The following is a 14622-nucleotide window of genomic DNA, read 5'->3' as shown; positions in this document are numbered from 1 at the left end:
TGTTTCGCAGTGACTATCTGCGTTTCTTTTGCTGCTGCACACGTTGGTTGTGCTTTTTCACTGCCTTACGAATACGGTTCACCTGAGCGCGCTTATCCTTACGCTTAGGCTGCAGCTGCTCTACGGTCAACTTGGTTTGCTTTTCCGGGCGCAGGCCAACACTCTTACGTAGGTAGTTGACGCGACCCAGCTCCAGCTCTTCCCAGCCACCCTGAGGCAAACGTTTATTCAGATCCAGCTCACCGTAGCGTACACGAATAAGACGGGATACTTCCACGCCCTGTGATTGCCACATACGGCGTACCTCACGGTTACGGCCTTCACTCAGGGTCACATTAAACCACTTGTTGATCCCTTCACCACCCATGGGCTTGATGGTATGAAAGCGTGCCGGGCCGTCATCGAGCTCGACGCCCTTGGTCAGGGTTTTCAAGGTGTCATTGGTGACTTCGCCGAAGACACGTACCGAGTATTCACGCTCGATTTCATAGCTGGGGTGCATCAGGCGGTTAGCCAGTTCCCCGTCATTGGTAAACAACAACAGGCCCGAGGTATTGATATCCAAACGACCGATGGCAATCCAGCGATCGCCGTCGATACGCGGCAGGCGGTCAAATACGGTGCGGCGGCCTTCAGGATCTTTACGGGTACACAACTCGCCTTCCGGCTTATGGTACATGATCACTCGACAAATACGCTCCGCCGGCTGCTCAATCTTGACGATATGGCCGTCAACACGGATCACCTGGTTTACTTCAACTCGGTCGCCCAAACGCGCCACCTTGCCGTCAACACTGACACGGTTCCCTTCGATGTACTTTTCCATCTCACGACGGGAGCCAACACCGGCACGGGCTAACACTTTTTGTAACTTTTCACTCATTAAGATGGTTCTCTCACAGAAGGATCATGTAATAGTTTTTCTATCTGGCTGTGTTGCTGCGCCGGTAAGGGCGGTAACTGCTCAAGGCCAGATAAAGAAAAATAGTCTAAAAATTCATTGGTGGTGGCATACAAGGCCGGTCTTCCCGGTACCTCTTTATGGCCTACCACCTTTACCCAGCCCCGCTCCTGCAGGGTTTTGATAATATTACTGGCCACGGTCACACCGCGTACCTGCTCAATCTCACCCCGGGTAATGGGCTGGCGATAGGCGATAAGTGACAAGGTCTCCATCAGCGCCCGCGAATACTTGGGGGCACGCTCCACAAACAGCTGACTTAGCCAGGGGCTGAGACTGCTACAGGCCTGAAAACGATAGCCCGAGCCCACCTTAACCAGACGAATGCCGCGGGTTTGATAATGCTCTTCTATGCTTTCCAGTGCCTGGTTCAGGCGCTTGGGCGCCACGCTGATATCACTGAGTAGGGTTTCTTTTAGTTGTTTTTTTGTCAGTGGTTGTGGTGATACAAAAATAGCCGCTTCAATAAGCTCGACCAGTTGCTCATCACTAATACGTCTGCTGCTCATGACTGCACCTCCGTCGCAGCGGCTATTATGGCAGAGCCGGGCCCGAAGGCAAAGCGCTTCATGCCTCTTGTGGTTTTAGGCGCACATGGATCAAAGACTCGCTCGTGGCCGCTGACACAAGATCAGCCCTTCTTTGGTCAGCTCTAAAATGGCAATAAAGGTGACGACAACACCGGCACGGCCCTCGGATACGGTAAATAAGGCATGAAAGTCGAGGTAACCCGGCGCCTGTTGCAGCCGCGTGAGAATATCACTCATGCGCTGGCGAGTAGATAAGTGCTCTGGACTAATATGATGATGCTCAAAGGTTTTTGCCCGCGCCATCACATCACTCAGGGCCAGCATCAAATCCTGCATGGAGACATCGGGGAACAGCGGCTCGGGCTTGGCCTGCTCGTCAACCAGGGCATGAGCGGTAAAGATATCCCGCTCAAGGCGCGGAATTTCGTCGAGACGCTCTGCCGCCTTTTTAAATTGCTCGTATTCCTGCAGACGGCGCACCAGCTCGGCTCTGGGGTCTTCTTCGTCTTCCCCCAACTCCTGGTGCACCGGTAACAACAGTCGCGACTTAATTTGCGCCAACAGCGCCGCCATCACCAGGTATTCCCCCGCCAGTTCAAGCTGAAACTCGCGCATCATCTCTACATACTTCATATATTGTTCTGTGATGCTAAACACAGAAAGCTCCAGCACATCGAGCTTATGCTTTTTGATCAGATATAAAAGTAAGTCGAGGGGACCTTCAAAGGTTTCCAGTACCACCTCTAAGGCATCGGGAGGAATATACAAGTCCTCCGGCTTTTCTATCACGGCTTCGCCGCGGATAAAGGCCAGAGGCAACTTTTGTTGCTGGGGTACGACTTGCTCTGTCATTGAAATGGACTTGGGTCACCACAGCCTATGCGCAGCACCTCGATATCGTCTTCGGACATATCGATCACAGTCGTGGCCTGCTCGCTTAAATAGCCGCCGTGAATAATCACGTCTACCTGTTTTTCCAAACGCAGGCGGATTTCATCCGGATCTGACTCGGTAAACTGCTCACCTGGTAAAATTAGCGAGCAACTCATCAAGGGCGCATCCAGCTCTTCCAATAAAGCCTGGCTGATAGGATGGTCGCTGACGCGAATGCCTATGGTTTTCTTTTTCTCATTGAGGACCCGGCGCGGTACTTCTTTGGTACCTTTTAAAATAAAGGTATAGGGCCCCGGGGTATTGTTTTTAATCAAGCGGAACATCTGGTTATCGACCCGGGCATAGGTGGCAAGCTCAGATAAATCACGACATATCAGGGTGAAATTATGGTGCTTTTCGATGCCGCGAATGCGGGTGATGCGCTCCTGGGCTTGCTTTTCACCCAGTTGGCAGCCGATGGCATAGCCCGAGTCGGTTGGGTAGACCACCACCCCACCTTGGCGGATAATGTCTACCGCCTGCTGAATGAGGCGACGCTGCGGGTTTTGCGGATGGATATGGAAAAACTGACTCATGGCTGTCCTTGGTATTGTTTTATGACTGTGACTGCCAGCGTTGCCATACGCCATCACAGTCTTTTGGTAAGTATAGGTTCTTTCCTAATTCTATGTAAGGTAAAGGGAAATGGAAATCTGAACCCTGTGAACCTAGCAGTCCATTTTCACGCGCCAGCTGGCCTAAAAACTGCCGCTCACACGGCGCCTGCTGGGTTTGTGCTACTTCCATGGCATCGCCGCCTAGGCCACTAAACTCGCCAATGAGCTTGCGCAGCCATTTATTCGACATCTTGTAACGCCCGGGGTGCGCCAACACCGCCTGACCACCGGCGCTGTGAATAGCGTCGATAGCCGTGCCCATATCACACCAGGTGCTTGGCACATAGCCGGTGTTACCTCGGCTGAGGTACTTTTTAAACACGCCTTGCATGGTTTTTGCGGCGCCCTGGGCCACCAGCACACGGGCAAAATGGGCGCGGGTTACCTGGGCTTTTTCAGCGAGCGCCAAGGCCTGCTCATGGGTGTTTTCAAAACCAGCTTTATCCAGACGTTCACCAATTTTAAGCGCACGTTCTCTGCGTTTTTGCTGCTGTTGACCTAGCAATTCGTTAAGCTCTTCGTTTTCAGTATCGACCTGCAGACCAACAATATGAATTTCAAAACTATGCCAGCGGGTGGATATTTCAACCCCAGGCACTAAGGTCAGCGGCAGGTTCAACTCGCTGATGGCGGCCTGCGCCGGTGCAATGCCCGCCAAAGTGTCATGATCGGTCAGGGCCAAGACATCCACGCCCTTATCTGCGGCGCGCTGCACAAGCTCAGCAACGCTTAACTTGCCATCGGAAAATTGACTGTGGCTGTGGAGATCATACTTCAACGCGGTTATCCCATTGTGGTCTTTTGTTAAATCCCTGCCAGTGTACCATTTTATCCGGCGCCTAGGGGCAACTTATGTCATTGCCAAGGCCAGCAAAGTTTTCTTTGCACTTTTATGCCCCTTGGGGTTGACTCTGATGCCGAGGTAAGTTTTACTAACTGGCATAATTTTTCGGTTCAAAAAGAAATAAATATGCGCTCAGCAAAACTAATTCATATCACTTGGTGGTGGCACTCGAACTAGCGGGTGGGATTAGTCGTGGCTGTAGCCAGCACAGAACTGATAACAAACCCGCTCATGTCGCGGGTTTTTTTGTAACTAAATTTGGTAAATAACAATGATTTTTACTCAGTCTAAACACATGATGATTTGGTGGTGGCACTCGAACTAGCGGGTGGGCCTGATCATGGCTGAGCAATTTTCAAACCCGCTGCTTATCCTTAAGTCAGCGGGTTTTTTATTATGTAGCGTTTAAAACCGAACAAATCGGTTAAAACAAAAGGGAATGAGGACCTTTTTTATGATATTTAGTCACATCTCGACGACCGCCGGGCAAGTGACCAGCATTAGTTTGCGACGGGATTATATTCCGTCGGCGCTAAGCCTGTTTGCCAAGCTGGACAAGAGCAATGCCTTATTGCTGGAATCGGCGGAAATCGACTCCAAAGCCAATTTAAAAAGCCTGGTGCTGGTCGATGCGGCGCTGCGCATCGAGTGCAATGGCAACCAGGTGCAGGTTCAGGCCTTGTCCAATAATGGTGCCCAGCTACTGCCTTATTTGCAGCAACACCTAAGCGATGCCAGCACCGAGTTGCAAAATGACACCCTGAATATTTGCTACCCAAGTGTTAACCAAAACCTTGATGAGCATGCCAAACTCAAGGCCGCTAACGCTTTTGATACCCTAAGACAATGTATTGAGCGTATCGACAGCAACGGTGACAACCCCTTCTCGGTATTTCTCGGTGGCGTAATGGGTTATGACATGGTCGCCAACGCGGAGGCTTTACCCAGCGTGCCCACCAAGGAAAACACCTGTCCCGACTATGTTTTTTATCTGGCAGAAACCCTGGTGGTGATTGACCATCAACAACAAAGCACAGAAATTATCGGCAATGTCTTTAATGGCCCCGAGGTTCATGCCAATTGTTTTGAGGTTGGACAACAGGTTGAGCGCCTAAATGCGCTCTGTGACGACCTGAACGAATTCACGCTAGCGAGTACAACAAATCCCTTATCGCCAAGCCAGGCTCAGGTCGATATTGACGATGCCCGCTTTATGGCCCAGGTTAGGCAATTGCAGCAGCATATTATCGATGGCGATATTTTCCAGGTCGTGCCTTCGCGCACCTTTACCCTGCCCTGCACTGAGCCGCTGGCCGCCTATGCCACATTAAAGCAGCAAAACCCCAGCCCTTATATGTTTTACCTGCGCGATCAGGATTTCAGCCTGTTTGGCGCTTCGCCTGAGTCAGCACTGAAATATTGCGCCAGCAGCAACCAGGTTGAGGTCTACCCTATTGCCGGTACCCGCCCACGTGGCAAAAACGCCGATGGCAGTATCAATCTCGACCTCGACTCACGTATCGAGCTGGATCTTCGTGATGATGCCAAGGAACGCGCCGAGCATATTATGCTGGTTGATTTGGCTCGTAACGATGTCGCCCGCATCAGCAAGGCCGGCACCCGTTATGTTAAGGAGCTGCTTAAGGTCGACCGCTATTCTCATGTGATGCACCTGGTATCGCGCGTTGTCGGTCAATTAAAGGATGATTTAGATGCCCTGCACGCCTATCAGGCCTGCATGAATATGGGCACCCTGGTCGGCGCCCCCAAAGTCAGCGCCGCCCGTCTTATTCGTGAGGTAGAGCAAAAACGCCGTGGCAGTTATGGCGGTGCCGTTGGTTACCTTACCGGCGATGGCTCCATGGACTCCTGTATCGTCATTCGCAGTGCCTTTGTAAAAGACGGCTATGCCCATGTCCAAGCTGGTGCCGGCGTGGTGTTTGACTCAGACCCACAAAGCGAAGCGGATGAAACCCGTGCCAAGGCCAGTGCCGTGCTAAGCGCTATTGCGGCTAGTCAATCTGCTCGCGGAAAGGAGACAAGGGCATGAAATATAAGATTTACTTCTTAGATAATATCGACTCATTCAGTTATAACCTGGTAGATGAGTTTGCCCAGCTAGGACAAGACCTGGTGGTGTATCGCAATACCGTCGATGCCCAGAGCATTTATCAGCGCATGTGCGCCGAAACCCAGCCCGTGGTGCTGGTGCTCTCTCCCGGCCCTGGTGCGCCAAGCGATGCCGGTTGCCTGATGGCTTTAATTGAGCTGTGCCGTGGTCACTTTCCCATACTTGGCATTTGCCTTGGCCAGCAGGCATTGACTCAGGCCTATGGCGGCACTGTCGGTCACGCCAAGGAAACGGTACACGGTAAGTCATCGGCTATTTCCTTGGCACCACATCCGGCGTTTAGCGGCTTTGACGATACTCTGGTGGTGGCCCGTTATCACTCCTTGGTGGCAACCAGCGTACCGACCCAGCTTGAAGTGATCGCCGAGTACGACGGCATGACCATGGCCATTTGCCAGGCGCAGGATAAGGTGCTCGGGTATCAATTCCACCCGGAGTCGATCCTCACGACCAATGGCGCCCAATTACTGCGCCAAAGCCTAGACTATTTGACCGCTAAGGAGTAAGCCATGGACCTGTTAGCACAACTATACCAACAGCAGGACCTGAGCTTTGCCCAGGCAGAAGCGCTGTTTAACGACATTATGCAAGGACGTGTGGACGATATTACCCTGGCAGCCATCCTCACGGCACTCAAAATCAAGGGCGAATGCAGTGACGAAATCGCCGGTGCGGCCTCGGCCATGCGCGCCAATGCGGTGCCCTTTCACACCCAGGCCAAGGACTTAATCGACAGCTGCGGTACCGGCGGCGATGGCGCCAATACCATAAATATCAGCACCACCGCCTCTTTAGTAGCCGCAGCCTGTGGCCTTAATGTGGTCAAACACGGTAATCGCAGCGTCTCCAGCAACAGCGGCTCGTCCGACTTGCTTGCAAGCCTGGGCGTCAATATTAATATGACCCCAGAGCAGGCGGCTAATTTGCTTGAGCAAACCGGTTTTACATTTTTGTTTGCGCCCCTGTACCACAGCGGTGTAAAACACGCCATGGCGGTGCGCACCACCTTAAAAACCCGCACCCTGTTCAACCTGCTTGGTCCCTTGGCAAACCCGGCTAAACCTCAGGCGCAACTGCTTGGCGTGTACGACCCGGCCTTATGCCTGCCGATGGCAAAAACCCTAAAGCAACTGGGTTGCCAACGCGCCATGGTAGTGCACGGCAGTGGGACCGATGAAATTGCCCTGCACGGCGACACTAAAGTCGTAGAGCTAAATGATGGCCAGTTGCGCGAATATACCTTAAGCCCCAGCGACTTTGGCTTGGCACACTTTAGCCTGGACGAACTCAGCGGCCAGGGCCCAGAATATAATGCCAAGGCCACGCGCGCGATTTTAGCCGGCCAAGGGAGCGACGCGCATAACGGAGCCATTATTGCCAATGTCGCCGCCCTGTTGGTTATCAATAATAAGGCGAGCAGCTTTAAGGAGGCCGCCGAGCAGGTGCGCCAGGTTTTGGCCAGCGGCCAGGCACAACACACACTTAATGCCATTATCGAGGTGAGCCATGGCTAATGTTTTAGAAAAAATCGTCGCCGACAAGCGCATCGAAGTGGAAGCGCTTAAACAGGCACGCCCGTTGGCAAGCTTTAGCGCGCAAATCGTGCCAAGTCAGCGCGATTTTTATGCCGCCTTGAGTGCGGCGCCAACGAGTTTTATTCTCGAATGTAAAAAGGCCTCGCCCTCAAAGGGCTTGATCCGCGAGGTGTTTGACCTTGATGCCATCACCTCAGTGTACAAGCACTATGCCAGCTGCATCAGTGTGCTGACCGATGAAAAGTATTTTCAAGGCAGCTATGATTATCTGACCAAGGTACGTACCCTTGTGGACCAACCGCTGATCTGTAAAGACTTCTTTATCGACCCCTACCAGGTTTATCTGGCGCGCCTGCACGGCGGCGATGCCATTTTACTCATGCTTTCGGTGCTCGATGATGACACCTATCTGGAGTTGGCTGCGCTGGCGCACTCCTTAAATATGGCGGTGCTGACCGAGGTCAGTAACGAAGAAGAAGTCACTCGTGCTCTGGCCCTAGATGCCAAGATTATCGGCATCAATAACCGTGATCTTAGGGACTTAAGCACGGACTTGGCCACCACGGAGCGCCTGCGCTCACTTATTCCTGAAGATAAATTGGTGATCTCCGAGTCCGGTATCTACAGCCATCAGGATGTTAAGCGCCTAAGCCCCTTGGTGGATGGCTTCCTGGTAGGCAGCTCACTGATGGCCCAGGCAGATTTAGAAGGCGCCTGTCGCAGCCTGATCCTTGGCGAGAATAAGGTCTGTGGCCTGACTCGCATTCAGGATGCCCAGGCCGTGTACCAGGCCGGTGCCTATTATGGTGGCCTTATTTTCTACCCGGGCTCGCCCCGATATGTGGATATCGACTGCGCCTCTGCCATAGTCGACAGCGCACCGCTGCGCTATGTTGGCGTGTTTGTCGATGCCGATATTGCGCAGGTCAGCGAGTACGCCAATCGCCTTAAATTAGCTGCGGTGCAGTTACATGGTCATGAAGATGAGGCTTATATTCGCACCCTCCGTAACACCCTGCCCCTGACCTGCCAGATCTGGAAGGCCCAGGCGGTGGCCGACACCCTCCCCGTGGGTATTCAAGGGGTGGACAGAGTGCTGTACGACACCTATAGCAAAACGGCCAAGGGGGGTACAGGCGTACAATTTGATTGGAGCTTACTCGGCGGCGCCACGGCGCCCTATATGCTCGCCGGCGGTATTCAGGCCGACAATATCCAAAGCGCCCAGCAAACCCAGGCTTTGGGCTTAGATTTAAATTCCGGAGTGGAGTCCACCCCCGGGAAAAAATGTATTAATAAGATTAACGCTGCCTTTGCGGCAATTAGGAATTACTGAGGTAGTTATGAAAAATTCAGCCTATTTTGGCGACTTCGGCGGCATGTATGTGCCGCAACTTTTGGTCCCGGCGCTCAAGCAGCTAGAAGATGAATTTAACAAGGCGCAACTGGATGCCAGCTTCCAGAAAGAGTTCCACTCATTGCTAAACGAATATGCCGGCAGGCCAACACCCCTGACATTGACCCGCAATCTGGTCAAAAACCCTAAGGTAAAGCTCTACCTTAAGCGAGAAGATCTGCTCCATGGCGGCGCCCATAAAACCAACCAGGTGCTTGGCCAGGCCCTACTTACCAAGCGTATGGGCAAAAATGAGGTGATAGCGGAAACCGGTGCCGGACAGCACGGTGTGGCCACGGCCCTGGCCTGCGCCTTACTGGGCCTTAAATGCCGCATTTATATGGGTGCCAAGGACGTCGAGCGCCAGCAACCCAATGTCTTTCGCATGCGTTTAATGGGCGCCGAAGTGATCCCGGTCACCGCCGGCTCCGGCACCTTGAAGGATGCGGTTAACGAGGCGCTGCGCGACTGGTCTGCCAACTATAAAACCGCGCACTATCTATTGGGCACAGCGGCGGGGCCGCATCCCTTCCCGACCCTGGTGCGTGAGTTCCAAAAAATGATCGGTGAAGAAGCCAAACAACAGGTATTGGCGGCGGAAGGCCGTTTGCCGGATGCGGTGATCGCCTGTGTTGGCGGTGGCTCAAATGCCATCGGCATGTTTAACGACTTTATCGACGAGCCTGGCGTTAAACTAATCGGCGTTGAGCCTGCGGGTAAGGGTCTGGACAGCGGCGAGCACGGCGCCACCTTGTGCAAGGGCACCAAGGGCGTGCTGCACGGTGCCTACACCTATATTATGCAAACCGAGCAGGGGCAAATTGAAGAGTCCTACTCGGTATCCGCAGGACTGGATTACCCTGCAGTGGGACCGCAGCACGCCTATTTACATGAAACCGGGCGCGCCCAGTATGTGGGCATTACCGATGATGAAGCCCTGGATGCTTTTAAGGCATTGGCTCGCAATGAAGGGATCATTCCGGCGCTTGAGTCCAGCCATGCCCTGGCCTACGCCTTAAAGTATGCCGAGCAGCAAGAGCAGGACACCATTTTAGTGGTTAACCTCAGTGGCCGAGGGGATAAGGATCTGGCCCATGTCCACACTGTGTTACAAGCAAAAGGAGAGCAGTAATGAACCGCTATAGCACCACCTTCGCCAACCTAAGCGCCAACAACGAAGGTGCCTTTGTGCCCTTTGTCACCATAGGCGATCCCAACAAGGAGCAAAGCCTGGCAATTATTAAAAGCCTTATCGATGGCGGCGCCGATGCCCTGGAGCTGGGCATTCCCTTCTCCGACCCCATTGCCGACGGCCCGGTGATACAACAGGCCAATATTCGCGCCTTGGCGGCAAATATCGATACCGATACCTGCTTCGATATCATCAAGCAGGTGCGCGAGTATAACGCCGATATTCCCATCGGCCTGCTGTTGTATTCAAATCTGGTGTTTGCCAAGGGCATAGATAATTTTTATCGGTTGGCCAAAGAAGCGGGTGTGGACTCCATTTTGGTTGCTGATGTGCCTTTGCATGAATCCAAGGTCTTTCGCCGTGCGGCCATGAGCCAGGGCATAGCGCCTATTTTTATCGCCACGCCCAATGCCGATGATGACACCTTGCGCCAATGTGCCTCCTATGGCCGCGGCTACACCTATTTGCTCTCTCGCGCCGGGGTCACAGGCACAGAAACCAAAGCGCAGATGCCGCCCCAGGAGTTAGTCACAAAGTTGAGCGAGTATCACGCCGCTCCAGCCTTGCTGGGCTTTGGGATTAGCACCCCGGAGGATGTAAGGCAAGCACTGCAAAGCGGTGCAAGCGGTGCCATCAGTGGCTCGGCCGTGGTTAAAATCATTGCCCAGCATCTGGATGATGAAGCGGCCATGTGCCAAGCACTGCGCGAATTTTGCGCCGAGATGAAGGCGGCGACCCGCTAAGCTTGTAATCGGTCTTTAAGTGCCTTGGCGCACTTAAAGGCCACCTTGTTTTGCCCGGCAATTTCAATTTGTTCGCCGGTTTGCGGATTGCGGCCCATCTTGGTCGGATGATAGCTTAAGGAGAAGTTGCCAAATTTGGGAATAAATACCGCATCACCTTCGTGTAATGAACGACTAATGGCATCGAGCATGGCCGTAAGTGCCGCACCGCATTGCTTTTTCGTTAAACCGCTGTGTTGCCCCATGGCATCAGTAAGCTGTTTTTTGTTCACTTGAATCCCTACTAAAAACTTTAAAGGCGCGCAGCCTAAAAGCGCAGCCCTTAAATGTCAAACCCAGCCTTTACCCTTGAGCTTAGGCGCCGATGCTGGTAAAACACCTGCTACCAGAAGTAATGGATGTGGCTATGAGCACACTAATCGAATATATCCCGCTAATTTTATTTTTTGCCGTTTATAAAATGGTCGATATCTATTGGGCCACCGGGGTCTTGGTCGCTGCCAGCGCCATACAAATGGCCTACGCCTATTTTAAGGAAGGAAAAATCGGCACCCGCCACTGGGTGTTTTTCGCCATCGCCCTGGTGCTTGGCACCATGACCATCTTGTTTCGTGACGAGCACTTTATTCAGTGGAAGGCGACCTTCATCTACGCCATCTTGGCACTGACGCTTGTTATTTCGCGCTGTTTTTTCAAAAAGAACCTGGTACAAAAAGCCTTGGTTGGGCTCTTAAATTCCGTGGCGGAAAAGCAAAGTGACAGCAGTGCCGACAGTAATGCCGGCAGCAGTGATGCCAACAACATCTTGGTACCGCAAAAAGTGTGGGAGCAATTGAATATTTTTTGGGTGGTGTTGTTTAGTGCCATTGCCGCCCTCAATATCTATGTGGCCTATAACTTCTCCCTTGATTTTTGGGTGAATTTTAAGGTCTTTGGGCTGATGGGGATCACCTTTGTTGCCATCATCTTTACCATAGTGCGCGTCTACCCCTATTTTCCTGACGAACAGTCATAACCCTGCCTCAATCCATTGCTACACTTAATGCATCGCGCTGTAGCAATGGAGCGTTTCCTTGACTAATACCCAGTATCGCTGGCTTGAGCTTTTCTGCGTTTTTATCATATTGCCCCTGGTGGGCCTTGGCTTGCGTGAACATTTACAAAACTGGCTGATCCCGGCGCTGATCATTCTCACCGCTGTGTGTTGTTTTATTCTTCTGACCGACCCTCATTTTAAACGCTTTCGCATTACCTCCATGGGCCAGTTTCCGGTAGTGAAAAAGCGCATGGCCACGTTTTTTCTGACCGGCGCCCTGCTCTCTGGGGTCTTGTACGGCATTATCAATCAGGAAAACTGGTTTAGTTACCCACTGCAATCGCCCATGAGCTGGTTGATGCTGCTCATCCTCTACCCCTTGCTCTCAGTCTTGCCGCAGGAGTTGATTTTTCGCACCTATTTCTTTCATCGCTATAAACCTATTATTCCCAATAAGACCAAGCGGGTGTGGCTAAGCGCCGCCGTATTTGCCCTGGCCCATGTGGTCTATGGCAATCTGGTGGCTGTGCTGTTGGCGTTTTTTGGCGGCTTATTGTTTTCTTACACCTATGCGCATTCGCGCTCGACTATCGCCTGCGTGCTTGAACATAGTTTATGGGGCTTGTGGATGTTTACGATTGGGGCGGGCAGTTATTTGGATGCGGGCGCCATATAGGCACCCGCGCTTGATTTAGAAACCAAAGATACTTACGGCGAAGAACTTGGTTGCCACGGTATTAATAAAGATCAGCAATAAGATCACTGGGATAAAGGTCGACAGTGAAAAGTTCAGGTACTTTTCCATAAAGCTGCCGGCATAGCCGTCAGAGCCTTGTGAAAGCTCTTCGCTTAGCTTGGCCTTCTTCCAGCGATACATAACGAAAATACAGACCATCAGACCGTTGAGCGGCAATATGGTGTCATAAAAGACATCATAAACCACATCGAACATGCTCTTGTCGCTGCCGCCATAATTGGTCAATTGTGTCAGCCAATCAACCATGCCAAACGACAGGGTGCAGCCCACGGTCAGAATACCTATGGCGCCGGCTAACACCACAAGCGCTTTTTTACGGCTGTAGCCTTTTTCTTCAATCAAGGTCGCGGTAGGTACTTCAACGATCGACACCAAAGAAGTGATGGCGGCAAAGAACACCAATAAGAAGAATACAAAGGCGACGATGGATGCACCCACGTAACCTATATCGGTTTGCAGTGCCAGCAGAATTTTCGGCAGGTAAACGAAAATCATGGATACAGAAGAGTCGGATAACTCGCTTGGATCCGTGTTCGGATTAAAGCTGAAGATAGCCGGAAGCACCATAAGACCTGCGGTAAAGGCCACCAAGGAATCGGTGATCGCCACCATTTTCGCGCCACTGACGATATCATCTTTTTTCGAGATATAAGAGGCGTAGGTCATCAGGATACCCATGCCCAGCGACAGTGAGAAAAACGCCTGAGATAACGCGCCGTTTAGCACACTGGCATTCATTTTAGAAAAATCAGGTACCACATAGTAACGCACCCCGGCCATGGCGTTGTCCAAGGTCAGCACATAGGCCACCAAGGCAATCAATAAAACAAACAGCGCGGGCATTAAAAACTTTGCCGCCTTTTCGATGCCGTCTTTTACGCCACCGACTAGGATAAGGTTGACCACCACGGCCACCACCAGCATATATGCAAAAACGCTGTATTCATTAATAAAGCGCCCAAAGTTACCCGGATCGGCCAGGGCTTCAAGGTTACCGAAGGCAGTTTGTGCCAGATAGCCGAAGATCCATACGGTGATAACCATATAGAAAACGGCAATCATAAAGGGAGTCAATACAGCTAAAATGCCGGCACCACGCCAACGGGGTGAATTTCCCGATAGCTGGCGATAAGCACCGTAAGGGTCTTTTTGCGCCTTACGACCCATGGCCATTTCCGCCATCATCACAGGAAGACAAATAAAGGCCACAAACAGGGCATAGACGATTAAGAAGGCACCACCACCATTCTTAGTGGCCGATACAGGGAAACCAACCAGGTTACCGATACCAACCGCCGAACCGGCGGCTGCGAGAATAAAGCCCAGTCGCGAGCTAAAGTGTTCACGTTTTTCGCTCATAGAAAAACCTTGTTATTGTTTTAACCCGACTCTAGCAGTGTTAAACCGGCATTTTCAAGCTTTATAGACGTATTTGCCCGAGTAAATCGGTGTGTATTTGTTTACAGCGTAAATTACGTGCATTCGTGTTAATACATGCCCTTTTATTCGTCAAGCGACTATGTCATTGCACGATAAAAATTTACAAGCGCCCTCAATGCTGGCTATCATAAAAGTAATTCATACCAAATACTTGGTTTTATTTATGTTGTACATGATTTACTCAACCGATGTTGAAAATTCGCTGGAAAAACGCCTTGCTGCTCGCCCTGCTCATTTAGCCCGTTTACAGGAGCTTGATAGCCAGGGTCGCTTGTATGTAGCCGGTCCGCTGCCTGCCGTTGACAGTAACGACCCAGGTGACGCCGGCTTTACCGGCTCACTGGTTATTGCCGAGTTCGACTCGCTGCAACAGGCACGGGAATGGGCCGCCGAAGACCCGTATATCGCCGCTGGCGTTTACGACAATTCTGTGGTCAAACCATTTAAAAAAGTACTCGGCGCATAAGTTCAGTAAAGGTTAATTGGTGTTTCGTATGCTAACCAATA

At 51.8% G+C, this 14622-nt stretch carries 16 protein-coding genes; 9 read left to right on the top strand and 7 right to left on the bottom strand.

What is annotated here, in order from left to right:
- Positions 1–13: 13 nt before the first annotated feature.
- The 5 genes from rluB to rnm all read right to left on the bottom strand — a co-directional run bounded on the left by rluB (position 14) and on the right by rnm (position 3819).
- Positions 14–883 carry a 23S rRNA pseudouridine(2605) synthase RluB gene (rluB, locus tag C2M17_RS02015; protein WP_105199209.1) on the bottom strand — a complete coding sequence of 290 codons (870 nt, stop codon included), beginning with the start codon at positions 881–883 and terminating at the stop codon, positions 14–16.
- Positions 883–1470 carry an SMC-Scp complex subunit ScpB gene (scpB, locus tag C2M17_RS02010; protein ID WP_105199208.1) on the bottom strand — a complete coding sequence of 196 codons (588 nt, stop codon included), beginning with the start codon at positions 1468–1470 and terminating at the stop codon, positions 883–885. Before scpB ends, rluB begins: the two co-directional genes overlap by 1 nt.
- A gap of 90 nt (positions 1471–1560) precedes the next feature.
- Positions 1561–2343 (bottom strand): segregation/condensation protein A, encoded by a 783-nt coding sequence (locus C2M17_RS02005; protein ID WP_105199207.1) that lies wholly within the window; start codon positions 2341–2343, stop codon positions 1561–1563.
- Complete coding sequence (locus tag C2M17_RS02000) at positions 2340–2960, bottom strand: L-threonylcarbamoyladenylate synthase (RefSeq protein WP_105199206.1); 621 nt, start codon at positions 2958–2960, stop codon at positions 2340–2342. The genes C2M17_RS02005 and C2M17_RS02000 overlap by 4 nt, the downstream gene beginning before the upstream one ends.
- Before the next feature lie 19 nt (positions 2961–2979).
- On the bottom strand, positions 2980–3819 hold the full coding sequence (rnm, locus tag C2M17_RS01995) for an RNase RNM (protein WP_105199205.1): 840 nt from the start codon (positions 3817–3819) through the stop codon (positions 2980–2982).
- 520 nt (positions 3820–4339) lie between these two features.
- On the opposite strand from rnm, the gene C2M17_RS01990 reads away from it, so the two are divergent.
- The 6 genes from C2M17_RS01990 to trpA are packed head-to-tail and all read left to right on the top strand — an operon-like array spanning position 4340 to position 10882.
- Positions 4340–5935, top strand: coding sequence for an anthranilate synthase component 1 (locus C2M17_RS01990; protein WP_105199204.1), 1596 nt, complete (start codon positions 4340–4342; stop codon positions 5933–5935).
- Entirely contained in the window at positions 5932–6522 is a 591-nt protein-coding gene (locus C2M17_RS01985) for an aminodeoxychorismate/anthranilate synthase component II (RefSeq protein WP_105199203.1), read from the top strand. The genes C2M17_RS01990 and C2M17_RS01985 overlap by 4 nt, the downstream gene beginning before the upstream one ends.
- 3 nt (positions 6523–6525) lie before the next feature.
- A complete protein-coding gene (gene trpD, locus C2M17_RS01980) occupies positions 6526–7530 on the top strand; it encodes an anthranilate phosphoribosyltransferase (RefSeq protein WP_105199202.1) in 1005 nt (334 codons plus the stop codon).
- Positions 7523–8887, top strand: a complete 1365-nt coding sequence (gene trpCF, locus C2M17_RS01975) for a bifunctional indole-3-glycerol-phosphate synthase TrpC/phosphoribosylanthranilate isomerase TrpF (RefSeq protein ID WP_105199201.1) — start codon at positions 7523–7525, stop codon at positions 8885–8887. Before trpD ends, trpCF begins: the two co-directional genes overlap by 8 nt.
- A gap of 7 nt (positions 8888–8894) precedes the next feature.
- Entirely contained in the window at positions 8895–10079 is a 1185-nt protein-coding gene (gene trpB, locus C2M17_RS01970; protein ID WP_105199200.1) for a tryptophan synthase subunit beta, read from the top strand.
- Positions 10079–10882 carry a tryptophan synthase subunit alpha gene (gene trpA / locus C2M17_RS01965; protein ID WP_105199199.1) on the top strand — a complete coding sequence of 268 codons (804 nt, stop codon included), beginning with the start codon at positions 10079–10081 and terminating at the stop codon, positions 10880–10882. The genes trpB and trpA overlap by 1 nt, the downstream gene beginning before the upstream one ends.
- Here the strand turns inward: trpA and C2M17_RS01960 are convergent.
- Positions 10879–11154, bottom strand: coding sequence for an HU family DNA-binding protein (locus C2M17_RS01960; protein WP_105199198.1), 276 nt, complete (start codon positions 11152–11154; stop codon positions 10879–10881). The two genes, trpA and C2M17_RS01960, sit on opposite strands and share 4 nt — an antisense overlap.
- Positions 11155–11288: 134 nt before the next feature.
- On the opposite strand from C2M17_RS01960, the gene C2M17_RS01955 reads away from it, so the two are divergent.
- The gene (locus C2M17_RS01955) at positions 11289–11897 is read left to right on the top strand and encodes an inner membrane-spanning protein YciB (protein WP_105199252.1); all 609 of its coding nucleotides are present in this window, start codon (positions 11289–11291) and stop codon (positions 11895–11897) included.
- A gap of 58 nt (positions 11898–11955) precedes the next feature.
- The gene (locus C2M17_RS01950) at positions 11956–12594 is read left to right on the top strand and encodes a CPBP family intramembrane glutamic endopeptidase (RefSeq protein ID WP_105199197.1); all 639 of its coding nucleotides are present in this window, start codon (positions 11956–11958) and stop codon (positions 12592–12594) included.
- 15 nt (positions 12595–12609) lie between these two features.
- Here the strand turns inward: C2M17_RS01950 and C2M17_RS01945 are convergent, their stop codons facing one another.
- Positions 12610–14034 carry a sodium-dependent transporter gene (locus tag C2M17_RS01945; RefSeq protein WP_105199196.1) on the bottom strand — a complete coding sequence of 475 codons (1425 nt, stop codon included), beginning with the start codon at positions 14032–14034 and terminating at the stop codon, positions 12610–12612.
- A 244-nt stretch (positions 14035–14278) separates the two neighbouring features.
- Here C2M17_RS01945 and C2M17_RS01940 point away from each other — a divergent pair, with 244 nt between their 5' ends.
- Positions 14279–14581: a YciI family protein gene (locus C2M17_RS01940; protein ID WP_105199251.1), complete on the top strand. Its 303-nt coding sequence runs from the start codon at positions 14279–14281 to the stop codon at positions 14579–14581.
- Positions 14582–14622: the final 41 nt, after the last annotated feature.

This window comes from Pseudoalteromonas sp. T1lg10, assembly GCF_002964545.1.
Classification (GTDB): Bacteria; Pseudomonadota; Gammaproteobacteria; order Enterobacterales; family Alteromonadaceae; genus Pseudoalteromonas.
This window is presented reverse-complemented; position numbering and strand designations above follow the sequence as displayed.